Origin of the sequence: Actinomyces sp. oral taxon 170 str. F0386, assembly GCF_000195595.1 — a bacterium.
Taxonomy (GTDB): Bacteria; Actinomycetota; Actinomycetes; order Actinomycetales; family Actinomycetaceae; genus Actinomyces.
The window spans coordinates 18,853-42,609 of sequence record NZ_GL882553.1; the positions used below are offsets into that span (position 1 = coordinate 18,853).

General features: G+C 70.4%; 19 protein-coding genes and 1 tRNA gene. 10 read left to right on the forward strand and 10 right to left on the reverse strand.

Annotated elements, in window-relative coordinates; translation table 11 throughout:
* Window positions 1-239 precede the first annotated feature (239 nt).
* Entirely contained in the window at window positions 240-1,604 is a 1,365-nt protein-coding gene (locus HMPREF9056_RS10360) for a PAS domain-containing protein (protein WP_009404918.1), read from the forward strand.
* A 48-nt stretch (window positions 1,605-1,652) separates the two neighbouring features.
* Here the strand turns inward: HMPREF9056_RS10360 and HMPREF9056_RS10365 are convergent, their stop codons facing one another.
* The 4 genes from HMPREF9056_RS10365 to HMPREF9056_RS10380 all read right to left on the reverse strand — a co-directional run bounded on the left by HMPREF9056_RS10365 (window position 1,653) and on the right by HMPREF9056_RS10380 (window position 6,502).
* Window positions 1,653-2,891: a methyltransferase domain-containing protein gene (locus tag HMPREF9056_RS10365; protein WP_009404919.1), complete on the reverse strand. Its 1,239-nt coding sequence runs from the start codon at window positions 2,889-2,891 to the stop codon at window positions 1,653-1,655.
* A gap of 89 nt (window positions 2,892-2,980) precedes the next feature.
* Window positions 2,981-3,056: transfer RNA gene (locus HMPREF9056_RS10370), tRNA-Thr, on the reverse strand.
* A 146-nt stretch (window positions 3,057-3,202) separates the two neighbouring features.
* On the reverse strand, window positions 3,203-4,168 hold the full coding sequence (locus HMPREF9056_RS10375; RefSeq protein ID WP_009404920.1) for a thioredoxin domain-containing protein: 966 nt from the start codon (window positions 4,166-4,168) through the stop codon (window positions 3,203-3,205).
* Window positions 4,169-4,402: 234 nt separating this feature from the next.
* On the reverse strand, window positions 4,403-6,502 hold the full coding sequence (locus HMPREF9056_RS10380) for a serine/threonine-protein kinase (protein ID WP_009404921.1): 2,100 nt from the start codon (window positions 6,500-6,502) through the stop codon (window positions 4,403-4,405).
* A gap of 468 nt (window positions 6,503-6,970) precedes the next feature.
* On the opposite strand from HMPREF9056_RS10380, the gene HMPREF9056_RS10385 reads away from it, so the two are divergent.
* The 3 genes from HMPREF9056_RS10385 (at window position 6,971) to HMPREF9056_RS10395 (ending at window position 10,250) form a co-directional block, all read left to right on the forward strand.
* Entirely contained in the window at window positions 6,971-8,098 is a 1,128-nt protein-coding gene (locus HMPREF9056_RS10385) for an ABC transporter ATP-binding protein (protein ID WP_009404923.1), read from the forward strand.
* 220 nt (window positions 8,099-8,318) lie between these two features.
* Entirely contained in the window at window positions 8,319-9,695 is a 1,377-nt protein-coding gene (locus HMPREF9056_RS10390) for a DUF4032 domain-containing protein (RefSeq protein WP_009404925.1), read from the forward strand.
* A gap of 96 nt (window positions 9,696-9,791) precedes the next feature.
* On the forward strand, window positions 9,792-10,250 hold the full coding sequence (locus tag HMPREF9056_RS10395; RefSeq protein ID WP_009404926.1) for a hypothetical protein: 459 nt from the start codon (window positions 9,792-9,794) through the stop codon (window positions 10,248-10,250).
* A 70-nt stretch (window positions 10,251-10,320) separates the two neighbouring features.
* On the opposite strand, the gene HMPREF9056_RS10400 is transcribed toward HMPREF9056_RS10395, so the two are convergent.
* Window positions 10,321-11,061 (reverse strand): SDR family oxidoreductase, encoded by a 741-nt coding sequence (locus HMPREF9056_RS10400; RefSeq protein WP_034514441.1) that lies wholly within the window; start codon window positions 11,059-11,061, stop codon window positions 10,321-10,323.
* 109 nt (window positions 11,062-11,170) lie between these two features.
* On the opposite strand from HMPREF9056_RS10400, the gene HMPREF9056_RS10405 reads away from it, so the two are divergent.
* Entirely contained in the window at window positions 11,171-11,719 is a 549-nt protein-coding gene (locus tag HMPREF9056_RS10405) for a TetR/AcrR family transcriptional regulator (RefSeq protein WP_087942253.1), read from the forward strand.
* A gap of 25 nt (window positions 11,720-11,744) precedes the next feature.
* Here the strand turns inward: HMPREF9056_RS10405 and HMPREF9056_RS10410 are convergent, their stop codons facing one another.
* From HMPREF9056_RS10410 to ispF, 4 genes are all read right to left on the reverse strand, one after another.
* Window positions 11,745-12,986, reverse strand: a complete 1,242-nt coding sequence (locus HMPREF9056_RS10410) for a hypothetical protein (protein ID WP_034514442.1) — start codon at window positions 12,984-12,986, stop codon at window positions 11,745-11,747.
* Between the two features lie 141 nt (window positions 12,987-13,127).
* Window positions 13,128-14,126, reverse strand: a complete 999-nt coding sequence (gene rlmB, locus HMPREF9056_RS10415) for a 23S rRNA (guanosine(2251)-2'-O)-methyltransferase RlmB (protein WP_009404930.1) — start codon at window positions 14,124-14,126, stop codon at window positions 13,128-13,130.
* Between the two features lie 81 nt (window positions 14,127-14,207).
* Window positions 14,208-15,851, reverse strand: coding sequence for a cysteine--tRNA ligase (gene cysS / locus HMPREF9056_RS10420; RefSeq protein WP_034514448.1), 1,644 nt, complete (start codon window positions 15,849-15,851; stop codon window positions 14,208-14,210).
* 186 nt (window positions 15,852-16,037) lie between these two features.
* Complete coding sequence (gene ispF, locus HMPREF9056_RS10425) at window positions 16,038-16,682, reverse strand: 2-C-methyl-D-erythritol 2,4-cyclodiphosphate synthase (RefSeq protein WP_157185062.1); 645 nt, start codon at window positions 16,680-16,682, stop codon at window positions 16,038-16,040.
* Between the two features lie 78 nt (window positions 16,683-16,760).
* On the opposite strand from ispF, the gene HMPREF9056_RS10430 reads away from it, so the two are divergent.
* Both HMPREF9056_RS10430 and HMPREF9056_RS14180 read left to right on the forward strand, forming a co-directional pair.
* Window positions 16,761-17,180, forward strand: coding sequence for a hypothetical protein (locus HMPREF9056_RS10430; RefSeq protein ID WP_009404933.1), 420 nt, complete (start codon window positions 16,761-16,763; stop codon window positions 17,178-17,180).
* A gap of 290 nt (window positions 17,181-17,470) precedes the next feature.
* Complete coding sequence (locus HMPREF9056_RS14180) at window positions 17,471-18,610, forward strand: DUF559 domain-containing protein (protein ID WP_157185063.1); 1,140 nt, start codon at window positions 17,471-17,473, stop codon at window positions 18,608-18,610.
* Between the two features lie 184 nt (window positions 18,611-18,794).
* Here the strand turns inward: HMPREF9056_RS14180 and HMPREF9056_RS10440 are convergent, their stop codons facing one another.
* Window positions 18,795-19,472, reverse strand: coding sequence for a uracil-DNA glycosylase (locus tag HMPREF9056_RS10440; RefSeq protein ID WP_009404936.1), 678 nt, complete (start codon window positions 19,470-19,472; stop codon window positions 18,795-18,797).
* Between the two features lie 118 nt (window positions 19,473-19,590).
* Between HMPREF9056_RS10440 and HMPREF9056_RS10445 the strand changes: the two genes are divergently transcribed.
* The 3 genes from HMPREF9056_RS10445 (at window position 19,591) to groL (ending at window position 23,679) form a co-directional block, all read left to right on the forward strand.
* Window positions 19,591-20,235: a LytR C-terminal domain-containing protein gene (locus HMPREF9056_RS10445; RefSeq protein ID WP_009404937.1), complete on the forward strand. Its 645-nt coding sequence runs from the start codon at window positions 19,591-19,593 to the stop codon at window positions 20,233-20,235.
* Between the two features lie 16 nt (window positions 20,236-20,251).
* Window positions 20,252-21,784 carry a hypothetical protein gene (locus tag HMPREF9056_RS10450; protein ID WP_009404938.1) on the forward strand — a complete coding sequence of 511 codons (1,533 nt, stop codon included), beginning with the start codon at window positions 20,252-20,254 and terminating at the stop codon, window positions 21,782-21,784.
* Between the two features lie 272 nt (window positions 21,785-22,056).
* Complete coding sequence (gene groL / locus HMPREF9056_RS10455; protein WP_009404939.1) at window positions 22,057-23,679, forward strand: chaperonin GroEL; 1,623 nt, start codon at window positions 22,057-22,059, stop codon at window positions 23,677-23,679.
* Window positions 23,680-23,757 lie beyond the last annotated feature (78 nt).

The window sequence follows — 23,757 nt, forward strand, 5'->3', positions numbered from 1 at the left end:
GGACTGATCCCCGGCGGTGCCCGCACTGGGCACCCGGGGATACCGACTCCGTCTGCTCGATCGGCAGGAATCAGCCGGATCACTGTGATGCGTCGCCCCACCGGGTTCGGCCGCCTCGTGCCCGGGGCACGAGTAGGCTTCCGACCAAGGTCCCACGACGGTTCCGCAGGCACCGCCGCCCGTCCGCTCTCACCCAGCTTCCGCCCCGCATCCGCGCCCGCCCTCAAGGAAGGTCACTCATGGTCGAGTCCGCCGCCCCCGATGAGCACGTCTTCGCCGCCGACGAGCTCTTCTTCTCCACCACGGACTCCCACGGTCGCATCCGCCGCGCCAACTCCACATTCATGCGCCTGTCCGGCTACCCGCGCGGCGCCCTGGTGGGGCGGGCCCACAACGTCGTGCGGCACGCGGACATGCCCGCCGGCCTGTTCCGCTCCATCTGGGACGCCATCGAGGAGGGCCGGGCCGCCAGCGCCTACATCACCAACCGCTCCTCCGACGACGGCCGCTACCGCGTCTTCGCCACGATCGTGCCCTCCGGCTCCGGCTACCTGTCCGTGCGCACCCTGCCAATGCTCACCGACCTGCGCGACGACGTCGAGGCCGCCTACGCCCGGGTTCGCGACGTCGAGGAGGCCTCCGCCGCGGCCGGCTCCACCCGCCGGGAGGTGGCCGCCGCCGGACAGGCCGCCCTCCAGGCCGAGCTGCAGGGGCTGGGCTACGCCGACGCCATCGACTTCACCCGCCGGGTGCTGGTCGCCGAGGTCGGCGCGCTCCTGGCCCACGGCGTCGGCATCCCCGACAGCCCGCAGGCCGAGGGCCCCGTGGCCCGGATCCTGTCCGCCATGAGCCGGATCGAGGCCGAGACCGCCGGGCTCGTCGGCATCCTCCAGGAGGGGCAGCGGCTCGTCGACCTCCTGGGCAGGCGGGCCGGTGAGATCGAGGCGCTCTCAGCCCGCCTGGGCGCCCTGCGCGAGGCCATGCGGGCCGTCGGGGCGGATGTCGCGGTCCTCGGGGGCGGGCCCCGGGTCGACGACGTCGACGAGCGCTGCCGGCAGGTCGACGCCCTGGTCCTGGAGTGCTCCGAGCAGCTCCACCCGTTGCGCAGCCAGATCGAGGAGCTGCGCGGTGACCTGGACTCAGTGAGCTTCCGCGTCGCCCTGGCCCGCCTGCACAACCTGGCCGCCGGGATCTTCGCCCTCCAGATCATCGAGGGGCAGGACGAGGTCGACGCCAACGACGCCGTCGGCAGCCTCACCGAGCTGTGCTCGGCGCTGAGCGACGGCGCCGACGCCCTGACCGAGCGCGTGGCCCTGCTGGATGCGCGCCGCGAGCTCGTGGGTGGCGAGCTGGATCTCGTGGCCGAGGACCTCGGCGTCATCCAGACCCCGATCCTGGAGCTGGTCGAGGCGGCCGCGGCCGCCGGCGCAGGGCAGGCCGACTCCGTGGCCACCGCCCGCACCCTGGCCGGCCAGGGCTTCGGCGAGGCCCGGGGCCTGGCCGACCTGGCCGTGCGCGTGCGCGACCTCGAGGTCCCCTACGAGGCGGACGCCATCAACACCTGCCTGGCCGACGTGCGCGCCGCCCTGGGCGAGCTCGAGTAGCCGCACGCCGGAGCCCGCCTCGGGCCGCGCCCCCTTGGAACCAACCATCTAGCCACGGACCAGCTCGACGAGTACCTCGGCGTGGTCGGTGTGCGGGAACATGTCGAACAGACGGGAGCGCACCACCCGCATCGAGGGCAGGCGCGCGAGGTCCGCCGCCAGCGTCCGCGGGTTGCAGGAGGAGTAGAGCACCCGCTCCACGCCGGATGCCTCGATCCGTCCGGCCAACCGCTCCCCGATCCCGCGCCTCGGCGGGTTGACCACGAGCAGGTCCGGGCCCCGGGCACCGCAGACTCCTAAGGCACCGGCTCCTGGAGCGGCCGGGTCCAGGACTCGGGCGTCCCCGGCCTCGAAGCGCACGAGTGCCGGATCCAGACCCATGAGAGCGGCGGCCGCGTGCGCCCCGTCAATGGCCGACGCCGAGACCTCCACACCCAGCACCCGACGTCCCGGAGCCGCCAGGGCCAGGGCGAATCCGCCGACCCCGCAGAACAGGTCCCACACCCGGGCCGGTTCGGACTCCTCGACCCAGGAGCGGGCGGTGGCGTAGAGCGCCTCGGCCACGGCCGTGTTGGTCTGGAAGAAGGAACGGGTCGGCAGGTAGAGCGGCAGCTCGACGTCATCGGCGCACCGGACGGCTGAGGCACCCCCAGACGATGCCGGCAGGCTCAGGCGCATGAGGAGGCGGTCCTCCTCGGTCAGCACGATCTCCTCGGGTCCCTCGATGACGGCCTGGTGGACGCCCTGGATGTTGACACCGGCCACCGCCAGTTGGGGCAGGGACCGGCGCAGGTCCGGCAGAGCCGCGCGCAGGTGGCCCACATGGCGCCGGGAGCGCAGGACGAACCGCACCATGAGGTCGTCGTCGGGCGAGGCCGTCACCAGGATGTGCTTGAGCTCGCCGCGGCGGGCGGGCACGTCATAGGGGTGCAGGCCCAGGTCGGTGACGAGGTCGGCCAGGACCGGCAGGGCCGCCTCGATCGCCGGCACGTGCAGCGGGCAGGTGCGCAGGTCGACGCCGTGGCCGGCGGCGTCGAGGATCCCCAGGGTGGGGCGGGCGGTGGTCCCGGCCACCGCCATCTTCGCCTTGTTGCGGAAGCGTTCCGGGGCGCTCGCGGCCGGTGTCTCCCACAGGTCGGCCGGGACGTGCTCGGCCAGCAGCGCGGCCACGCGGGACTGCTTGGCGACCAGCTGGACTGGCAGCGGCAGGGACAGGTGGGGGCAGGAGCGGCAGGTGCCGGTCTCGTGGAGCGGGCACGACGGCGTCGGCGATGCGGTCACCGACATGTCCCCTCCCAGTGGTGAGCTCGTTGCCGGGCCGTGGGGTAGGTCTGAGACAGGAGTGTGCCGGGCCCCGGACGGCTGCGGGCGGTGAGTGGAGCCGCTTGTCGGACTCGAACCGACGACCTGCTGTTTACAAGACAGCTGCTCTACCAACTGAGCTAAAGCGGCGCGCGGCCGGCAGGCGGCCGCAGGTGCGTGGGACAGTCTGGCACAGACGGCCCCGGGGCGGGAAACCGGCGAGGGTGAGCCTGCTTCGGCGTCGCCCTGGACCTGTGGGACGCAGCAGGTGCGGGCGCGGGGTCGGGGCGTGCGCCTCAGCCCTGCTCGCCCTGCTGCTCGGCGGCGCCCTCCTCGGCCGGTTGCTGCTCAGCGGGTTGCTCGGCCGGTTGCTGGGCGGGTTGCTCGGAGGACTGCTGAGTGGGCTGCGCCGTCGGTGTGGACCCGGTGACGAGCTCGGTCAGGGAGGTGGGTGACTGCAGCTTGCCCAGGTCGACCTGCTCCCCCTTGAAGAAGACGGACGGGGTGCCCTGCAGGTCCCTGTCGGCGAAGGCCTTGTCTCCGAGCTCGACCCACTTCTTGTACTTGTTCGAGTCGACGGCGGCCTTGAACTTGGCGGAGACCTCACTGGGGACACCCACCTTGGTGGCGGCGGTGACCAGGCTGTCCACGGTCATGAGGCTCTGGTTCTTGGTTTCCAGCACCTGGGAGAAGATCTCGAAGGCGGCGCCGTGGAAGCTCAGGGACTGCGCCGGAGCCTCGTCGAGCACCACGCCCATGGCGTTCATGACCACGCTGGTCCACTCCTGCTTGAGGAGCTTGCAGGGGTGGAGAGCCAGAGTGATCTTCTTGTCGCTCAGGAGCTGGTTGATCTCCTGGGTGTGGATGCCCTCGAACTGGGCGCAGTGCGAGCAGGAGTAGTCGAAGTAGATGTCCAGGACGGGGGCGGAGGAGGCGACGGTGTCGGGCTTGTCGCCCTCGCCGTAGGTCCAGGAGGCGTCCGCCAGGACCTGCTTGGGAACACCGCTCTGGTTCGCCTTCTCGGTGGCCAGGCCCTTGCCCGCTGCGGGGAACTCCTTCTTCCCCTGGTTCTGGTTGACAGCCAGGTAACCGAGGTAGCCCAGGCCGCCGGCCAGGGCCACTCCCGTGGCCCCGATGAAGCTGCGGCGCGCGATCGCGTTGCGGTGTGCGCGGCGTTCCTCGGCCTCGCGCAGCTCCTTGGCCTTGAGGCGTGCGGCCTCGCGGCGCTGGGCCTTGGACTGGCCGGGCTGTTTAGTGGACACGCGGTGCTCCTTGTGGTGCGGTGGCAAGCGGACGACGTAGGTGAATAATCAACGAGTTACAGTTGTAGCGATGCCATTCTGCCTGACGATGCAGTCCGAAACCACGCCTGACGTCTGCCGGTGGCGGATTGTGACGCATCGGTCGTTGCCTGTGCCCGTCCGTGCTGAAGGATGCCGCGGAGGGGCTCCTCTGCGTTGAGGGCAAGACGGTCGGTCGCCACCCGCCTACGATTTTCAGTCTCCGAACGGGGCGGTGCTGGGGACTGGGGCCAGTCCGGCAAAGTTCAACAGGAGCGCGATGACGCCAATGGCGAGCAGGATCGTTGTGATGCGCCTTCTGCTGTGATCGCTGTGGGTGAGCATATTGATGATATGTGCGCCGCCTCGTCGGGTGGCCGCGCCCCACGGAACCAGCCACAGGACAAGAAGGTAGAAGGCGACTTCCAGCAGGAAGAATAGGATGAAGCGGGTGAGAAGAGGGACCGAGCCAAGAGATGAAGGACTGTCCTCCATGATTCCAGTGACGTTGGAGATCCATAGGGTGAGGGCTGCGACCATCAGGCCCAGGATGAAGGCGAAGCCAGTGGACAGCAGTGAACGTAGCAAGTACCACGGGGTTGCCACCCACATGCGAGAGGTGTCCGACGGCGAGGCGGAGCCGCGTTGCAGTCGGTTCCAGCGCCGAGCATCCTGAGCTCGGCCTACAGTGCCGGCGATCACTGCGAGAACTGCTGCGAGGATGGCCATCCACCCCGGCCTCATGATCCCCAGGGCGGACATTGCGAACCACAGGGCCAGCATCACCCGCGGGCGACGCTGAGGCTCCTGCGCCCAGTCGGGCAGGTCGGCCGTACGGGTGGGGGCGGTGAACCGACGGACCTGTGCGGGCCGAGCACCGGTCGCCATCGGTCCGGCCATCGCGCCGGTCGCCGGCATGGCCGCTGGTGCGGGGCCGGCAACGGGCCTGGGGTAGGCGGACGGGGAGGCCGTCGGGTGATACCCCGAGTAGGGGAACATCGGCACCTGTCCGGACGGTGCGGGCCGCGGGTAGGCCCCCGACGGCGTCACAGGAGCGGGGCTCCCGGCGCCGTACTGCATCGACTGCGCTGACTGTGCCATCCCTGCCGGCATCGGTGAGCCGTTCTGGTACCACGACCGAGGCGGGATGGCGGGCGGGGGCTGGACCGAGGCCGCTGAGGAAGCCGACGGCGCACTGTAGCCGTAACCGCCCTCAGCACCGGAGGCCGCCGAGACGGGGCTGCCGTAGACTGCGGGGGAGGCCGAGGTCGCGCCGTAGGCGTCTTGAGGGGATCCCTGGGTCGGGCCGTAGCCCGGGGCGACGCCGTAACCCGGCGCCGTGCCGTACCCCGTGAACGTGTTGGTGCTCCTCTCCGACTCCTCGGAGCCGGGCTCGTCCTCCTCCGGCCCCAGGAGCCGGTCGACGGCCTCCTCGCCGGTGCCGCCCTCGGCGATCTCGTCGAGCACCTCCAGCAGTCCGTCCGGGCCTAGTCGGTCCTTCGCCTCCGGGGCGAGCGCTGCCGTGAAGGCCCTGGCCAGCGCAGGGCTCTCCTGCTCCAGGGTGCCCAGCTCCGGGGTGCCCCCGTAGACGCGGCGGAAGACCACCTGCCATGCGCCCGAGCCGAAGGGCGCCAGCCCGGTCACGGTGAACAGCAGGACGCCCGCGCAGGCGTACCAGTCGACGTCGGCGGTCGGCTCCCCGCCGTCGAGCATCTCCGGGGGGATGAAGCCCGGTGTCCCCGTGACCTGACCGGTCTGGGTGAGGCGGACGTCGTCGGCCACCTGGGCGATGCCGAAGTCGATGAGAACCGGGCCCTGCGCGCCGAGCATGACGTTGGAGGGCTTGAGGTCGCGGTGGATGACGCCAGCGGCGTGGACGGCGCGCAGTGAGTCGACCAGCCCGTGAGCCAGGTCGGCCAGGTCGCGGGCGTCGGTGGTCAGGTCGTAGACGCCCTCGTGCTCCACCTCGTGCTGGAGGGTGGGGCCCTCGACGAGTTCGGTGATGACGAAGGTGACCCCCATCGAGCCGTCGCCGGTCTCGATGTCCAGGATGCGGGCCACGCGCGTGTCCCTCACCCGAGCCAGGACGCTGGCCTCGCGGTCCAGGCGGCGCCTGGCCGTGGGGTCCGCGGCGATCTGGGGGTGGAGGATCTTCATGGCCACGTGGCGGCCGCCCTCGTCGGTGGCCTCCCAGACCACGCCCATTCCCCCGGCGCCCAGGCGACGCAGAAGCCGATAGCCCCCTACCAGGGTGCCAGCGCGCAACTTGCTCAGGGTGACCGGCTCTCCCGGGTGCGCGTCGAAGTTCTGCGTCATGGCCCCCACAGTACCGGGCTATATCGGCTCGTGGGCACCGCGCCCCTGTGGGGCTATTCGCCCGACTGTGGGCCATGTCGCGGGAGAAAAGCCAGCTCTGGAGCGGCATTGCCGGCAGTGGCCCAGTCCGTTTCCGACGGCGGGGATGGGGAGGTCTATACCGGCCGCTCCTCAGGGACGGGCCGAGGCTCGACCGAGCTGCGCCGAGGCCTCATCGGGGTGTCATCGGTGACCGGTGAGCGACGGTTGAGGGTTCACCGGCCCGACGACGGCCTTTCGCCGTCATTGCGGAGGAAGACCAACCTGACAGTTCTCTGTGAATCGCTGGTCAAAGTGGGGAACGTGTGTCAAAATGAGCCCGTCCACGGTCGAACGGCTGACCGCGGTACGTGTCAATGCGGACACGCATCGGCACCTTTCACGACGGATCGTCCGGCACGTACCTGCCGGTGAAGGGAAGCACCACCCATGGCAACTGTTACTTTCGAGAACGCCACGCGCATTTACCCGGGCAATGACCGCCCCAGTGTTGACGCTCTCAACCTCGAGATCGCCGATGGCGAGTTCCTCGTACTCGTTGGCCCCTCCGGCTGCGGTAAGTCCACCTCCCTGCGCATGCTCGCGGGCCTGGAGGACGTCAACGCCGGCCGCATCCTCATCGGTGACCGCGATGTCACCGACGTTCAGCCCAAGGACCGTGACATCGCCATGGTCTTCCAGAACTACGCGCTCTACCCGCACATGACCGTCCACGACAACATGGGCTTCGCCCTGAAGATCGCGGGCACCCCCAAGGCCGAGATCGACAAGCGTGTGCGTGAGGCCGCCAAGATCCTGGGCCTGACCGAGTACCTGGACCGCAAGCCCAAGGCGCTCTCCGGTGGTCAGCGTCAGCGTGTGGCCATGGGCCGTGCCATCGTGCGCAAACCCAAGGTCTTCCTCATGGACGAGCCGCTGTCCAACCTGGACGCCAAGCTCCGTGTCCAGACCCGTACCCAGATCGCCTCGCTCCAGCGCTCGCTGGGCGTCACCACGGTCTACGTCACCCACGACCAGACCGAGGCCCTCACCATGGGTGACCGTATCGCGGTCCTCAAGGACGGCGTGCTCCAGCAGGTCGGCACCCCCCGCGAGATGTACGACCACCCCGCCAACGAGTTCGTCGCCGGCTTCATCGGTTCGCCGGCCATGAACCTGGGGCAGTTCACGGTCAAGGGCGACGTCGCCACCGTCGGCGCCGCCAAGATCCAGCTGTCCAAGGCGACGCTGGACGCCATCACCTCCGAGGACGGCGGCAAGGTGACCATCGGGTTCAGGCCCGAGTCGCTCGACGTCGTCTCCGCCCAGGACGAGCACTCCATCCCGGTGCGCCTGTCCTTCGTCGAGGAGCTGGGCTCGGACGCCTACATCTACGGTGAGCTCGTGGGCGCCGAGGACTCCGAGGCCAAGCTCGGCTCCGGTGAGGACTCCAGTCAGATCATCGTGCGCGTGCCCCCGCGTACCGCCCCCGAGCCGGGCGAGACCGTCTACGTGCGGATCCGCCCCGGTCAGGAGCACATCTTCTCCGCCTCCACCGGCAAGCGCCTGCCTGCCTGAGGACGCTCATGACGACGGCGCCGCTCCCTCTCCCGGGGGCGGCGCCGTCGTCATGCTCACCGGTGCGGAGCCGGGTGGGCCGGCGCTGGGCTATGAGTCGGCTCGACGTCGTCACCGGCCCGTTCAGTGAGACCTGGATCGCTCCCGAATCCTCTCAAGATGCGGACCGCGGTTCCCGCCCTGAAGGGCGAAGAAAGCCCTGGCCTGAAAGAATGACGCCATGCCCCAGTCCATGAAGATCACGGCGGCGACGATTGATCCGGCGCTGCTTGACCTCCCTTGGGAGACGGCGCTGGAGGAGTGGCCCGCTGAGGTCCTCGCCGCGCTGCCCCGCGGTCTGTCCCGTCACATCGTGCGCTTCGTCAATCTCTCCGAGCGCGTCATCGCGGTCAAGGAGATCGGTGAGTCCGTGGCGCACCACGAGTACGAGCTCCTGCGCGACCTGCTGCGACTGGGGGCGCCCTGCGTGCATCCGACGGCGGTCATCACCGGTCGGCGCGGCCTGGACGGGGAGGAGCTCAACTCGGTGCTCATCACCGAGCACCTGTCCTACTCCCTGCCCTACCGGGCGCTGTTCAGCCAGTACATGCGGCCGGAGACCGCCACCCGGCTCATCGACGCGCTGGCCGTGCTGCTGGTGCGCCTGCACCTGCTGGGCTTCTACTGGGGGGACGTGTCCCTGTCCAACACGCTCTTCCGCCGCGATGCCGGTGCCTTCGCCGCCTACCTGGTGGACGCCGAGACCGGTGAGCTCTACCCCGAGGGTCTCACTGACGGCAAGCGGCTCTACGACATCGACGTGGCCCGCACCAACATCATCGGCGAGCTCATGGACCTGCAGGCCGGGGCCCTGCTGGAGCCGAGCGTGGACACCATCGAGGTGGGGGACCGGATCGTCAGCCGCTACACCGAGCTGTGGGACGTCCTCACCGCTGAGGAGTCCTTCTCCCTGGATGAGCGCTGGCGCCTGCGTCGCCGGGTCCAGAAGCTCAACGAGATGGGCTACGACGTCGCCGAGCTGACCATGAACACGGACTCTCAGGGCGAGCACATCACCATCCAGCCCAAGGTCGTCGACGCCGGCCACTACCACCGACAGGTGATGCGGCTGACCGGTCTGGACGTTCAGGAGCGCCAGGGCCAGCGCATGCTCAACGACCTGGAGGCCTACCGGGCCATGTCCGGGCGCAGCGACGACCCCATCGAGCTCGTGGCCCACGCCTGGCTGGCGGAGGTCTTCGAGCCCACCATCCACTCCGTGCCCATCGAGATGCGTCGCAAGCTCGAGCCGGCGGAGATCTTCCACGAGATCCTCGAGCACCGCTGGTACATGTCCGAGGCCCAGGACCGTTACGTCACCACCCAGGAGGCGGTGGACGACTACGTGGCCACGGTCCTGCCCCAGCACCGTGACGAGCGGGCCTACCTCGGGGTCGGGGACACCCAGGAGATGGAGGCGATCGTCGTCGACGACGACGTCGATGAACCGCTGCCCGAGGACGACGCCGAGTTCGCCGCCCGTGACGAGCAGACCCTGGCCGACTACGCCGCCAACCCCCTCGGCTTCACCGCCGGCATGAAGTTCAAGGGGGAGTAGGGCGTATCGGTTGCGCGCTCAGGGGCCCGAGGGCGTCCGTGCGGGATAGTCTGGCCCTCGATCAGCTGAGGCGATGCGAAGGGCTGTGAAAGGGACATGAGTGAGGACGTACCCGGATTCCAGGCCCTGCCCGGGGCGACGCCGGAGAACAGCGCCTTCATCGATCTGTACTTCAATCCAAGTGTCTCCCTGCCCGGGAAGAGCACGGTGTCCATCGAGATCAACGATTGGCAGCTGCGTCTGTCGGTGGGCCAGTCCGTGAGGATCGCGGTGCCCCCGGGGGTGGTGAGTGTCGTCGTCCACTGCTCCATGGCCTTTCTGACCCCCAAGCCCCGACTGCGGTTCGCCGTGCAGCCCGGCCAGGTGGTGCCGGTGTTCTACCGGGCCTCCATCCTCCGGGGCGATCCTGGTGCGCTGAGCATAGGGCAACATCGCGGCATGTCCCGCTCCGAGAAAGGGTCACTGATCTTCTCACTGGTGGTGCTGGTCTCTCTGCTCGGAGGCTCGCTGGTGATGTTATGGGGAATCTGGTCGATGGGGATGTTTCCTCAGTAGCCCAACGGTGCGCAGGACACGTCGAGCCCACCAGGGTGAGTGTGCCTGCGTCCACCGTCGATCCTGTCGGCTAGAGGCGGCGCCGTTCCTGTAGCCACTGCGCGTAGGTGGGACCCGCTGCAGGGACGTCGTCGCCGGGAACCAGTGCGCCGCGATGGAAGGCGAGTCCCCAGCCGGTGGGAACCACCAGGGGAACCGGCCTCGCCATGAGGCTCGGCAGCTGTGCGGTCATCTCCCACAGCGTCATGACCTCCGGTCCCGCGACCTGGTAGGTCTGGCCGTCGGTCTCACTCAGGGCGGCCCGGGCCACCGCCTCGGCGACGGTATCGAGGCTGACCGGCCGCATCCTCATCGAGGGAACGAGTGAGACGGGGCCGTAGCGCATGCGCTCCATGTTCTGCTCGGCGAACTCGAACCACTGGGTCGAGCGAACCAGTGACAGGCGCTTGCTCGACTCGCGAGCAAGCCGCTCCTGCGCGCACTTGCCCGCGAAGTAGCCGTAGCCCTGCACCTCCGGAAGGTCGCAGTTGACGATCGACAGCAGGACGTGCCTGGCGTCCAGGGCGTTCGCGGCCGCTGACACGGCGCGGGTCGAGCGTGTGAAGAACTCGGTGGCGACCCTCTTGCTGGTGGTGAACCGTCCGGTGGCCTCCACAATGACGTCCGCGCCGGACAGTGCGGCAGCCCCGTCGTCGCGCAGGACGTCGAAGCCGGTACGGCGCGAGTGCAGCGTCACCTGTGCCCCGGTCGCCTGCAGGGCTCGCTTGATGGCTTTCCCCGAGTCACCCGCTCCGACAACTGCCACCTTCACTGCGGTCGCCTCCTCATGCCCCGGTCTGGCCGTCGTGTATATCTCTACGATCATAGAGTGCTCTATAATCGTAGAGGTCCATATGGTCGGAAGGCAAGGAGCGGGCACGATGGGGCGCAGGGAGCAGATCGGTGACGCCGGGGTCGGGCTCATCGCCCGTGACGGGGTGCATGCCCTCACTCATCTGCAGGTTGACACGGAGGCGGGACTGCCCCGCGGGTCGACCTCCTACTACGCCCGGACTCGCCGTGATCTGCTGGCGCTCGTGGTCAACCGCCTCTCCGAGGGCTCGCAGGCTGACATCAACGACATTGAGATCCCCGCGTCCGTCAGCCGGCAGGAGGCCGCCGAGATCGTCGTCGGCATCCTGGAGCATATGGTGCGGCGTGCGGACGCCCAGGCCGCGCGTGGGGCATTGCTGTTCGAGCTGCGCGACGACGTCGAGCTCCGGGAGCTGCTCACAGCGGAAGCGCCGGTCAGGCGGCCTCTGACGCGTCTGGCCGAGCGGATACTCGTCGCCGCGGGTGTCGACCAGGCCTCTGCTCACGCTCCCGACCTGGTGGGGCTGGTGGACGCCCTGCTCATGTACCAGGCGGCCAAGGCGGCACCCGTGGACGCCCGCAAGGTGCTGAGGGCCTACCTCGAGGGGCTTGGCTGACCGCCCGCTCTGCGGCGTGACGCTTCTAGGCGCCGAGCTCCTCGGCGACCAGGGCCATCTCCTCGTCGGCGCGGCGGCGCAGCTCGCGATGGCGCGTCCAGGAGGCCAGGGAGACCTCGGTGATGGCGTCCACCAGCAGGAAGGCGCCCACGGCGGCCACTCCGCCCGGAATGCTCCCGGTGGACCGGCGACGGCGCACGGCGGCCCCCAGGAGCGTGCCACCCAGGCCGGCCTCCAGGAGCGCAGCGCCCCGCACGGCCCACGGCTTGTCCGTCACAGTGCGCACGTAGCCCTGCCAGAAGGCCGAGCCCGGGGTGGAGGGGTCGGCCAGCAGCAGGCCCACGCTACGGCCCACGGCGTTGGACAGCCCGCGCGGCTCGTGCACGACGACGCCGGGGACCTCCACCGGCGCCAGGCGGCCGGTGAGGACCTCCAGCACCCAGTCGGGCAGGCCCAGGGCCTGAAGCATGGCGGCGAAGCCGTCGAGGCCGGGCTGGACGATGGCGGCGGTGGCGGCCTCCAGGTCCGCGCCGGGGACGGCGTCGACGATCCCCGAGGCGTCGGTCAGGTCCGCCAGGAGCTCATCGACCAGGGACCTCAGGGCCGGTCCGGGCTCCTTGACCCCGCCCCACACGTAGCGCGACATCATGCCCCAGGAGAAGACGGCGTCGTCCTCCGGGTCCCCGGTGGGGATGGCGCGGATCGACATGTCCTCGGCGTCGGCGGTGAGCACCAGGGCCGGCAGCGACTCCTCGTCCCATCCGAAGGTCCCCAGGTCCGTGCCCTCACCGGAGTACATGACGATGCGGCGGTCCAGGCTCGGCGTCGAGGCCACCGCCAGCGGGCGCTCCAGCAGTGTGGCCTGCAAGGGCACCATGTAGGCGCTCATCGGGGAGACCACCACGGTGCGGGCGCCGGCCGAGCCGGGACTGGAGATCGTGGGCAGCTCGACGTCGTCGGGCAGGGCGTTGAAGGTGGCCGGGCCCACGGCGACGTCGGCCGTGAACTCCCGGGCCAGGGACTCCACGAGCTCGCTGACACGTGGGCCCGGCACGACGCCCCCGCGCGAGGGCGGCGTCACCGCGACCCGGCCCTCGACGTCGGTCATGAGGGTCAGGCTGAGCAGGTGCGTGGTGGCCGGGAACCACTCCAGGCGCACGACCACCCCGCGCTCGGCGAAGGCGTCGGCGACCGCCTCCGGCGTCGTGCCCGGCGCGATGAGCACGCCGTCGGTGCGGTTCCAGCGCTGCGAAGCGTCCTGGGCCATGGGGACCTCCTGTGGATCGGATGCGGCCCATTGTGTCAGCAACGGGGCCGTCATGGGGAAGTGTAAACCGGGCGCTTTCGACCGGGGCGGCCGGATCGGCCGGCTCGGCCGGGGGTGGTAGGGCGTCAGAGGCGGTGCGGGTCAGCTGCGGCTGTGGGCGGCCCGGCGCCGCAGGCGGTCGACCTCGTAGAGGCTGATGCCGGTGGCCACGGCGGCATTGAGGGACTCCACGCTGCGGCTGATCGGTACCGAGGCCAGCACGTCGCAGGTCTCGCGCACCAGGCGGGACAGGCCCGCGCCCTCCGCACCGGTCACCAGCACCAGGGGGGAGTCGGCCAGGGTGAGGTCCTCGATGTCGGTACTGCCTGAGCCGTCCAGGCCGACGACGAAGCAGCCCTCCCTCTTCACCTGTTCCAGGGCGCGCACGAGGTTCGTCTCGCGGGCCACGCGCACCCGGGCGGCGGCGCCGGCCGACACCTTCCAGACGGTGGCGTTGACGCCCACTGAGCGACGCTCGGGGATGATGACGCCGTCGGCCCCGAAGGCCCCGGCGCTGCGCAGGACCGCGCCGAGGTTGTGGGGATCGGTCACCTGGTCCAGGGCCACGAGCAGCGGCGTGCGCTCCAGTGAGCGGGCGCGATCCAGCAGGTCGCGGGCGGTGGTGTACTCGTAGGCGGGTACCTCGATGGCCACGCCCTGGTGGGCGGCGGAGTCGGTCAGGGCGTCCAGGTCCAGCCTGGTGGTCTCCAGCACCGGGGCGCCCAGCAGGGCGGCGCGGCGCACGACGGCGCCCAGGCGCTCGTCGGACTGGGCCGAGACCGCCATGAAGACTCTTGTGATGGGCACCGAGGCGTAGGCGGCCTCGGCCACGGCGTTGCGCCCGCACAGGATCTCGTGACCCTCGGGAACGTCGAAGCGGCGCTTGAGCTTCTCGAGCTGCTTGGCACGGGTGGGCTGGGCGGCCCGGGCCTCGGCGCGGGCCTTCGCCCTCGCCTTGGGGTGGCCGACGCGGTTCTCCGCGCGGGGGGTGGGGCCCTTGCCCTCCAGGCCCTTGCGGCGCTGGCCGCCGGAGCCCTTCGTGGGGCCCTTCTTCGAGCCGGGGCGGCGCTTGGCGCCGGGGTACTGCTCGTTGCCGGGCATCCGGGCCTCCTGTTCGTGACGGTGGCGAGTGTGCTGCGAAAGAGTAGCGGGTGGTGGCGCTGTGCGCGGGGCGCCGGCCGCTCAGGCCAGGTGCCAGCGGGCGCCCGAGGGCGAGTCCTCGACGACGACGCCGGCCTGGGTCAGCTTGTCGCGCAGGGCGTCGGCGCGCGGCCAGTCCTTGGTGGCGCGGGCCCGGGCCCGTTCGTCGAGGTCGTGCTGGATGAGCCGGTCGAGGGTCTCCATGGCGGTGCCGCTCTGGGAGGAGCCGACGCCGTCGAGGACGTGGGTGCGCCAGGGCTCGGCCAGCGGGTCCAGCCCCAGGACGTCGAGCTGGGAGCGCAGGTCCAGGGCCAGGTCGGCCACCGACTCGTGCAGGTCTGCGTCGGCCTCCTTGCTGCTGCTCGACCCGGCCTCGGCCTTGGCCAGGGCCACGTTGAGGGCCTTGAGGGTGGCGTGGACGACCGCCATGGCGCCGGCAAGATTGAGGTCCTCGTCCATGGCGGCCGTGAACTCGGCCGGCAGGGCCCGGGCGCGCACCTGCGCGGCGGGGGCGTCGACGGAGTTCGCGCCTCCGTCGTCGGAGAACTCGTAGGCCCGCAGGATCGCGCTGGACAGGCGCTCCCACAGGGCCTCGGCGTCGGCCAGGGTCTCGTCGGAGAACTCCACGGTGGAGCGGTGGTGGACGGTGCCCAGGGCCAGGCGCAGCACGGCGGCGTCGTAGCGCTTGAGCAGCTCGGCCACCACCAGGGAGTTGCCCAGCGACTTGCTCATCTTCTCGCCCTTGATGGTCACCCAGGCGTTGTGGACCCAGTGGCGCGCGAAGCCCCAGCCGGCGCCGTGGGACTGCGCCTGCTCGTTCTCGTGGTGCGGGAAGCGCAGGTCGATGCCGCCACCGTGGATGTCGAAGGTGTCACCCAGATAACGGCGCGACATGGTCGAGCACTCCAGGTGCCAGCCGGGTCGGCCCCGGCCCCAGGGGGCGTCCCAGGCGGCGTCGGCCGGCTCGGTGGGCTTGGCGGCCTTCCACAGGGCGAAGTCACGCGGGTCGCGCTTGTCGGCCTCGACGTCGTCGTCCAGCTGGGACTCGTCCTCGGTGGTGGCCAGGTCCTCCAGGCGCTGGTTGGTGAGCGAGCCGTAGCCGGGCAAGGAGCGCACGTCGTAGTAGACGTTGCCGGACTCGCCGATGTAGGCGTGGCCGGCGTCCAGCAGGCGCTGGACCAGGTCGATCATCTCCGGGATGTGGCCGGTGGCGCGCGGCTCGTAGGTGGGTGCCGCCACGCCCAGGGCCCGGTAGGCGGCGTCGAACTCCCGCTCGAAGCGCTGGGCCCAGGCCCACCACGGTACGGGCGGCTCGGCGGCGGCCGACTTGCTGAGGATCTTGTCGTCGATGTCCGTGACGTTGCGGATGAGACGGACCTCCTGGCCGCCGCGCTCCAGCCAGCGGCGCAGGACGTCGAAGGCGATGCCGCTGCGCATATGGCCGATGTGGGGGGAGCCCTGGACGGTGGCACCACACAGGTAGATCGTCACCAGGCCGGGGGTGGCCGTGGGGGCCAGCGGTACGACCGCGCGGGCGGCGGAGTCGTACAGGCGCAGGGCCGGCTCGGAGGCGCCCGCGGGTGTGGGGGACGCTGAGGGCGCGGTGGCCGCTACTGGGGACTGCGGGGATGCGGCGGGCTCGGCAGACGCGTCGGTCTGAGTGGGCTCAGTGGGTGTGGTGCTCACGGGCACAGGCTACCTGGCCGCCGGCCACCGGTGTCCACTGGGCCTCAGGGGTTTTCGCCGGGGCCCGCACGGAGGGACGCTCCCGCGGCGCGAGCGAGGGGCCTGCAGGTCCCCCGTGGCTGTGCCTGGCGTCGCGATTCCTGAGGTTCCGCAGCGGACAGCAGTCGGTCGAGTGCTCCTGGCGGCTCAGCCACGACCGGCGGCCCCGGGCACCGGGTAGACCAGGGCGGTGGCGACGGCGAGCAGGCCCTCGGTGCGGCCCGGGAAACCCAGGTGGTCGGTGGTGGTGGCGGTGAAGGAGACCCGGGCGGAGGCGGCCTCGGACAGCGCCCGGGAGGCCTCTGCGGAGCGGGCGGCCACGCGCGGGCGCTCGCCCACGAGCTGGACGGCGACGTTGCCGATCTCGAAGCCGGCCTCGCGCACGCGGCGGGCGGCCTCGCTCAGGAGCGTGGCCCCCGAGGCGCCCTTCCACTGCGGCTCGGAGGTGCCGAAGTTCGAGCCCAGGTCGCCCAGGCCGGCGGCTGAGAACAGGGCGTCGCAGCAGGCGTGGGCGACGACGTCGCCGTCGGAGTGGCCGGCCAGGCCCACCTCGCCGGGCCACTCCAGGCAGGCCAGGCGCATGGGGACGTCGGAGTCGGGGACGGCGAAGGCGTGCACATCAGTGCCGATGCCGGTGCGCGGCAGGAACTGGATGATCTTGTCCAGGTCGATCATGGGCGGGCCGGCGGCGTGACGTGCGCGGGAGCGGAGTGAGGCGGGCGCGGCGTTGACGGGCGCGGCGTGAGCAGGCTGGGCGGAGTGTTCTGGCTGGTCTGGCTGGTGCTCGGACATGGGCCGTGTCTACCAGAACTGCCCGCCCAGGGGAGCGCTCCCCTGGGCGGGCGGCACGGGGCGGCATACCGTTCGATCATGATTATCTGGCGTGGCTGGAGCATTCTCAGCGTCTTCATCACTCTGCTGATCGCGGGCATTGTGGCGTCGTCCCTCAATGCGCTTCTCGGCAGTGACAGCACGATGCTCTTGTCCGGGTACGGACTGGGACTCCTCTTGGCTGGTCTGGCCAACTACTTCTTCGGGCGACAGGTGAATGCCGTCGCCCCTGCCAAGAAAGTCGAGGCGATCAAGGAACAGATGCGTCACGAGATGTGGAATCGCGTGGCGCAGGGGGCCTTTCAGGTAACGCCGGGAGCTGCGCCGCCGGCAACCCGCGAGGAGGCGCATCAGCGGGTCGAGTACCTCGTCGAGCGGATCAGCGCCGACGGTACGAAGGGTCTGCGTAATATCCACATTCTTCTCTTCATCCCGGTCCAGTGGATCGGGGGCCGCTGAGGGTGTACTGGCTGTGGTCCTGGTGGTCCTCTCGGTGGTCCTGCCCTTCACCGGCTGACTTCCGATCTAGGCGCCGCACTGTACGAGGGTGGGGTGCTACTGGCCGACACAGGGGTGTACTGCATGATGGTCGGGGTGTCGGGCAGTGCGGTCGGGTGACGGCCAGTAGGTCCCGAGGTTCGTGGGGTCTCGAGTCCAACGCGGGGCCACACCCTCGAAATTGAAACTCGGATCCACAGGGCTGAGTTGCGAAGGGCGCCCGACGGCGTCATTGCGCGCAGTCTTGAGACATGACGCCGCGATCATCGTCCTCCGGGCCCGACCTCGATCTGCGTCCCCGCCTGGTGCGCACCACGCGCAGCTCCCGTAGAGGCTGTCTGCCGTCGTCGGCTTATATTCGTCTGGCTCGCGGCTACTACTGGCTGCCGGATCGTGACGCTGAGCGCTGGCAGCACCGTCACACCCTCTCGTTAGCGCGGGCCGTGGTCGCTCAACGAACCCAGCTCGCCGCCGCCTGCCTCTCGCACGCCTCCGCAGCCCTGGTGCTTGATCTCGACATGTTCTCCCAGGAACCCGATGTCTATCTCGCGGTGCCCAGCGCCCCTCGCCGGGTTCATGTCACTCTGCCCCGCATCTGGGTGCCAGACCATGGAATACCCGTTTCGATCTCGGATGACTCTGTGGGACCCTCCTCCTGCCGTGGCATCACCCTGTGGCGACGACACCTCACTCTGAGTTCCAACGAGGTTGTGCCGGTGGGGCGGGTGGTGACGACGACGGCGTTGCGCACGGCTTACGACTGCGCCTTCGACGAGCCGCCGCACAATGCCCTCGCCATCGCCGACTCCGTGCTGCGCCGCTGCTGCCGACCGAACCGGGAGAGGCCCGAGCTGTGCCAGGCGGCGACTGCCCGGGTGAGGCAGGAGTGGGCGCACATGCTCGAGCGTGAACCGAGACGTCGTGGTGTGGCTCAGGCACGGGCGGTGCTCGGCCTGGCGACGCCGTTCGCCGAGTCCGTGCTTGAGAGTGCGGTGCGGTGGCTGGTCCTCGTCCTGGGCCTGCCGATCCCGCAGGTGCAGCACCCCATTGACACTCCTGAGGGGTGCTGGTGGGTGGATCTGTGCTGGCCTGGTCAGAGGCTCGTCCTGGAGGTCGACGGCAGGAAGAAGTACCAGGGCTCCGAGGACCTGTGGAAGGAGAAACGGCGTCAGGACGGGATCGAGACGCAGGGGTGGACGGTGCTGCGCGTGTCCTACGGCGACATGATGCGGCCCGACAGGCTTGGTGCGAAGATCCTGACGCGGTTTCCACCAGCAGAGGTCGCGCGCCTGCGGCCCCGGCAAGACCTGGCATGGACGGGGATGCGCCTGGAGACGGGCCTGCGTGAGGCCTCGTTGCTGGGCCGGCGGCTTCCCCGAGGAGCGGGCTGAGGCTGCGTTCAAAAGGGGTGGACGGCCTGTTCTGCCGCCGTTCGAGTCCCTACTGCACGAGGATGGGGTGCTACTGGCCGACACAGGGGTGTACTGCATGATGGTCGGGGTGTCGGGCAGTGCGGTCAGGTGACGGCCAATAGGTCCCGAGGTTCGTGGAGTGGGCGCGAGGCGGGTGCGGGTGTCAGGGCAGGCGCCAGTCGACGGGGGAGGCCCCCATCTCGGTGAGGATCGTGTTGGCGCGGCTGAAGGGGCGCGAGCCGAAGAACCCGCGCGAGGCGGACAGCGGGGAGGGGTGCGGCGAGGCGATGACCGGCGTCTGGCCCAGCATCGGGGTCAGCGACTGCGCCGGCCGCCCCCACAGGATCGCCACGAGCGGGCCACCGCGCTCCACCAGCGCCTCGATGGCCCGCTGCGTCACCTTCTCCCAGCCCCAGCCCTTGTGCGAGGCCGGTGCTCCGGGTCGGACGGTGAGAACCCGGTTGAGCAGCATGACGCCCTGCTCGCACCACGGCGTCAGGTCCCCCGACGTCGGCTGGGGCACGCCCAGGTCGCTGACCAGCTCGCGGAAGATGTTCTCCAGGCTGCGTGGGGGCCGCACACCGGGCGCCACCGAGAAGCTCAGCCCCATGGGGTGCCCCGGAGTGGGGTAGGGGTCCTGCCCGACGATGAGGACACGCACATCGTCCATCGGGTAGGTGAAGGCGCGCAGCACGTCCGTTCCCGCCGGGAGATATCCGACGCCGGAGGCCACCTCCTCGCGCAGCCGCTCCCCGATCTCATGGATCGTGGGCTCCACGGGTGCGAGGGCCTGCGCCCAGGAGGGGTCGATGATTTCGGACAGGGGCTTGGCGGTTGTCACGCTGCGAGCCTAACGGTCCGGCACCGGCGCCCGCAGGATCTTTCCGGGCCCGATGTCACGGTGATGTGAGTCGGACGTGACGAGCAATACCCACGAACGACGCTCGGACCGGTATCTTGTGAGGGTGAGCAACTATGACTACCCCGAGGACGAGTTCGACGTCGGCGAGGATGACGGCCCGGTTCCGGTGGGCGTGCACCGCGCTCAGGTGCCTCGGTGGCGCAGCTGGGTGCCGCTGCTGGCCATCCTCATCATTGTCCCGGCGCTCGCCTGGGGCGCTGTGACGCTGTTCCTCAACGGCTCGGGCGGTGGCTCGTCGGATGCGGTCTCGTCGACCCAGCCCGCCCAGAGCGGACAGGCCGGCAAGAACCAGGCCTCGGGCGGGAAGACCGCTGAGGCCTCCAAGCCCGCCGACAACAAGTCCGCCGACGCCTCGGCCAAGCCCAGCGCCTCCGCGAGCGCCACGGGCAACATCGACTTCAACACCGGGGTCACCGTGTCCAACGGGACGGAGACCAGCGGCCTGGCCAAGGGGGCCGGCGACAAGCTCACCAACGGGGGCTTCACCGCGGTGAATGTCACCCCCGGGATCTACGAGAACGCGGAGCCGGCCAAGTCAACGGTCTACTTCGGCTCCCCGGAGAACCGCCCCGCGGCCGAGGAGGTCGGCAAGAAGCTGGGGATCACGAACGTGGTGGAGAGCGCTGAGAACGCGCAGTCCAACCCGATCGTCGTCATCCTGCGAGATGACTACAAGGCCTGACAGGTAGCACAGGCTCATGCGGCCGCTGACGCGTCCCGGACGTCGTCGGATCCTGGCCCTTGCCGCGGCAGTCCCGCTCACCGCTGCCGCAGCCATCTGGGCCGGCCCGCGTTTACCGGGCCTGTCGCGCCGTGAGCCGACGCTGCTGAGCGAAGGCCTCGTCGTGGGCCCGGGAGGAGGCCTGTACCCCCTGGTCTCGGGCAGCTCGGGCAGCGCGATCTCCTACGTGCCGGGGACCCGTCTTCCCGAGGATTCCGCGTCGTGGGGGCTGACGACGTCGGAGCGTGACGCCCTGGTGCAGCAGGCGCTTGCGCGTCGCCGGACCGCCCGCCTTCCCTCAGGACGATGGAAGGACCTGGCCGACGCCGCCCTGGCCGATCTCCTGGCCCTCACCGGGCCGGCGCTCATGACGGGGCCGCCCGGCTCATCTCTGACGGCATCGGCATCGGTACCGGTGCAGAGCCCCGCGGTCGGCGCCGCGAGCAGGACGGAGCCGGCGAGCGGTGCCGCGCCCGGGACCGTGGACGAGGTCGTGCCGGAGCGCGAGAGCGCGCCGCAGGACGCTGAGCTCTTCCCGCCGGGGGCGGTGGTGGCCGCACCGGTCGGCAACTGGCGCTACGTCTGGCCGAGGGACGCCGCCTTCGCCGCGGCCGCCCTCAGCGCGGTCAACCTGCCGGCGGAGGCCCTCGGCGTCCTGACCAACCTGGCCTCCTGGCAACGGGACGACGGCGGTTTCGAGGCCCGCTACACCAGCAGCGGCCAGGTGCCCGATGACCGCCCCGCCCAGACCGACGGCGCGGGCTGGTTCCTGTGGGCCGCGGCCCGGCTCCTGGCCGACGGCGTCTCCGCTCCCGAGCTGAACGGCCCCTTGGGAACGCACCTGGTGCGCGCCGCCTCCCGGCTGCTGACGATCACGGACACACCCTCGCGCCTGCCCGCCTCCAGCCCCGACTACTGGGAGGTCGGCGAGACGGTGCTCACCCTGGGAACGGCCGCGTCGGTGCTCCTGGGGCTCGAGTCGGCGACGGCGCTGGCCCAGGCCGGCATCGACCCGGGGGCGTCTCCGGAGGTCCTGGCCGGCCGAGCCGCAACGGTACGTCGCGCCATGGAGCGGAACTTCGCCCCCGGCTGGGGGCGGCACATAGGACGCGACGACGTCGACGCCGCCATCGCCCTGGTCCTACCGCCTTTCACCCAGCCGCTGGCCGGGGCTCGCGCGGTGCGGGAGACCGCCGCCGCCCGCATGCGGCGCTCCGCCGGTGGTCTCGCCCCGGGCTCCGGTTGGCGGGACGACGGCGTCTCCTGGACTCCGGAGACCGCACTCATGGCCTGGTCGGCGCTGGCGCTGGGGAAGGAGGACGAGGCCGCCCGACTGCTGTCCTGGCTCGACGGGCACCGCACCGATGCCGGTGCCCTGCCGGAGAAGGTCGCGGCCGACGGCGCCCCGGCTGGTCCCGCGCCCCTGGCCTGGACCTGCGCACTCGTTCTGCTGGCCACCGCCGCACGCGAGCCGCGGGTGAGCGGTCGTGAGACGGGGCAGGACGGCTGAGGGGATCGCGGCGGAGCCGGGGCGATTCCCTGCTTCGCCGTCGGAGGATTCGGCGTGGATCAGATCTGAGCGCCTTGCACTCAAGGACCGAGAGTGCCAGCATTGCGGTTAGCACTCGGAGTCCTCGAGTGACAATGCATCCACCAATGCAACCAAGTTCATCCAGGCTGGAACGTGAGGACCGGCGTCGGGCGTGACGTGAACGTCCGGGGACCGATCCGTCCGTCGCGGGCACGAACCGGCCGCCCCTACCACGCAGTGGAGGAAACTCAATGTCCAAGATCATCGCCTTCGACGAGGAGGCCCGCCGCGGCATGGAGCGCGGCCTCAACACTCTGGCCGACACCGTCAAGGTCACCCTGGGCCCCAAGGGTCGCAACGTCGTGCTCGACAAGAAGTGGGGCGCCCCCACGATCACCAACGACGGCGTGACCATCGCCAAGGAGATCGAGCTCGAGGAGCCCTACGAGAAGATCGGCGCCGAGCTCGTCAAGGAGGTCGCCAAGAAGACCGACGACGTCGCGGGTGACGGTACCACCACCGCCACCGTCCTGGCCCAGGCCCTGGTGCGCGAGGGCCTGCGCAACGTCGCCGCCGGCGCCAACCCGATCGCCGTTCGCCGCGGTATCGAGAAGGCCGTCACGGCCGTCGTCGAGCGCCTGCTCGCCGACTCCAAGGACGTCGAGACCCAGGAGGAGATCGCGGCCACCGCCTCCATCTCCGCCGCCGACGAGCAGATCGGTGCCTTCATCGCCGAGGCCCTGGAGAAGGTCGGCCACGAGGGCGTCGTGACCGTCGAGGAGTCCAACACCTTCGGCCTCGAGCTCGAGGTCACCGAGGGCATGCGCTTCGACAAGGGCTTCATCTCCCCCTACTTCGTCACCGACGCCGACCGCCAGGAGGCCGTCCTGGAGGACGCCTACGTCCTGCTGGTCGAGTCCAAGATCTCCAACGTCAAGGACCTGCTCCCGCTGCTGGAGAAGGTCATGCAGACCGGCAAGCCGCTGGCCATCATCGCCGAGGACGTCGAGGCCGAGGCCCTGGCCACCCTCGTCGTCAACCGCATCCGCGGCACCTTCAAGTCCGTGGCCGTCAAGGCCCCCGGCTTCGGCGACCGCCGCAAGGCGATGCTCCAGGACATGGCGATCCTCACCGGCGGCACGGTCATCTCCGAGACCGTCGGCCTCAAGCTCGAGAACGCCACCCTGGAGGACCTGGGCCAGACCCGCAAGGTCGTCGTCACCAAGGACGAGACCACCCTGGTCGAGGGCGCCGGCGACAAGGAGGCCATCGAGGCCCGCACCGCCCAGATCCGCCTGGAGATCGAGAACTCCGACTCCGACTACGACCGCGAGAAGCTCTCCGAGCGTCTGGCCAAGCTGGCCGGCGGCGTGGCCGTCCTCAAGTCCGGTGCCGCCACCGAGGTGGAGCTCAAGGAGCGCAAGCACCGCATCGAGGACGCCGTGCGCAACGCCAAGGCCGCCGTCGAGGAGGGCATCGTCGCCGGTGGTGGCGTCGCCCTGCTCCAGGCCGCCGAGGTCCTCGACTCCCTCAAGCTCGAGGGCGACGAGGCCACCGGTGCCGCGATCGTCAAGGTCGCCGTGGAGGCCCCGCTCAAGCAGATCGCTGCCAACGCCGGCCTTGAGGGCGGCGTCGTCGTGGACCGCGTGCGCAACCTGCCCACCGGTGAGGGCCTCAACGCCGCCACCGGCGAGTACGTCAACCTGCTGGCCGCCGGCATCGCCGACCCGGTCAAGGTGACCCGCTCCGCCCTGCAGAACGCCGGTTCCATCGCCGGTCTGTTCCTGACCACCGAGGCCGTTGTGGCCGACAAGCCCGAGCCCCCGGCCGCTCCGGCCGAGGGCGGCGCCGGTGACATGGGCGGCATGTACTGATCGACGTGACTCCTCAGGAGGCAGTCGACCCCCGATAGCCCGGCCGCGACGCCGGTCGGGTCCGGGACCTGGCGGCGG

What these genes read in the sequence shown, in the direction of transcription:
- HMPREF9056_RS10395 (WP_009404926.1), top strand. Translation starts at nt 9,792, where the DNA reads ATGAGTGAGGACGTACCCGGATTCCAGGCCCTGCCCGGGGCGACGCCG.
- ispF (WP_157185062.1), bottom strand. Translation starts at nt 16,682, where the DNA reads ATGTCCGAGCACCAGCCAGACCAGCCAGAACACTCCGCCCAGCCTGCT.
- HMPREF9056_RS10380 (WP_009404921.1), bottom strand. Translation starts at nt 6,502, where the DNA reads ATGACGCAGAACTTCGACGCGCACCCGGGAGAGCCGGTCACCCTGAGC.
- HMPREF9056_RS10390 (WP_009404925.1), top strand. Translation starts at nt 8,319, where the DNA reads ATGCCCCAGTCCATGAAGATCACGGCGGCGACGATTGATCCGGCGCTG.
- HMPREF9056_RS10410 (WP_034514442.1), bottom strand. Translation starts at nt 12,986, where the DNA reads ATGGCCCAGGACGCTTCGCAGCGCTGGAACCGCACCGACGGCGTGCTC.
- HMPREF9056_RS10430 (WP_009404933.1), top strand. Translation starts at nt 16,761, where the DNA reads ATGATTATCTGGCGTGGCTGGAGCATTCTCAGCGTCTTCATCACTCTG.
- HMPREF9056_RS14180 (WP_157185063.1), top strand. Translation starts at nt 17,471, where the DNA reads ATGACGCCGCGATCATCGTCCTCCGGGCCCGACCTCGATCTGCGTCCC.
- HMPREF9056_RS10365 (WP_009404919.1), bottom strand. Translation starts at nt 2,891, where the DNA reads ATGTCGGTGACCGCATCGCCGACGCCGTCGTGCCCGCTCCACGAGACC.
- groL (WP_009404939.1), top strand. Translation starts at nt 22,057, where the DNA reads ATGTCCAAGATCATCGCCTTCGACGAGGAGGCCCGCCGCGGCATGGAG.
- HMPREF9056_RS10450 (WP_009404938.1), top strand. Translation starts at nt 20,252, where the DNA reads ATGCGGCCGCTGACGCGTCCCGGACGTCGTCGGATCCTGGCCCTTGCC.
- rlmB (WP_009404930.1), bottom strand. Translation starts at nt 14,126, where the DNA reads ATGCCCGGCAACGAGCAGTACCCCGGCGCCAAGCGCCGCCCCGGCTCG.
- HMPREF9056_RS10405 (WP_087942253.1), top strand. Translation starts at nt 11,171, where the DNA reads ATGGGGCGCAGGGAGCAGATCGGTGACGCCGGGGTCGGGCTCATCGCC.
- HMPREF9056_RS10385 (WP_009404923.1), top strand. Translation starts at nt 6,971, where the DNA reads ATGGCAACTGTTACTTTCGAGAACGCCACGCGCATTTACCCGGGCAAT.
- HMPREF9056_RS10360 (WP_009404918.1), top strand. Translation starts at nt 240, where the DNA reads ATGGTCGAGTCCGCCGCCCCCGATGAGCACGTCTTCGCCGCCGACGAG.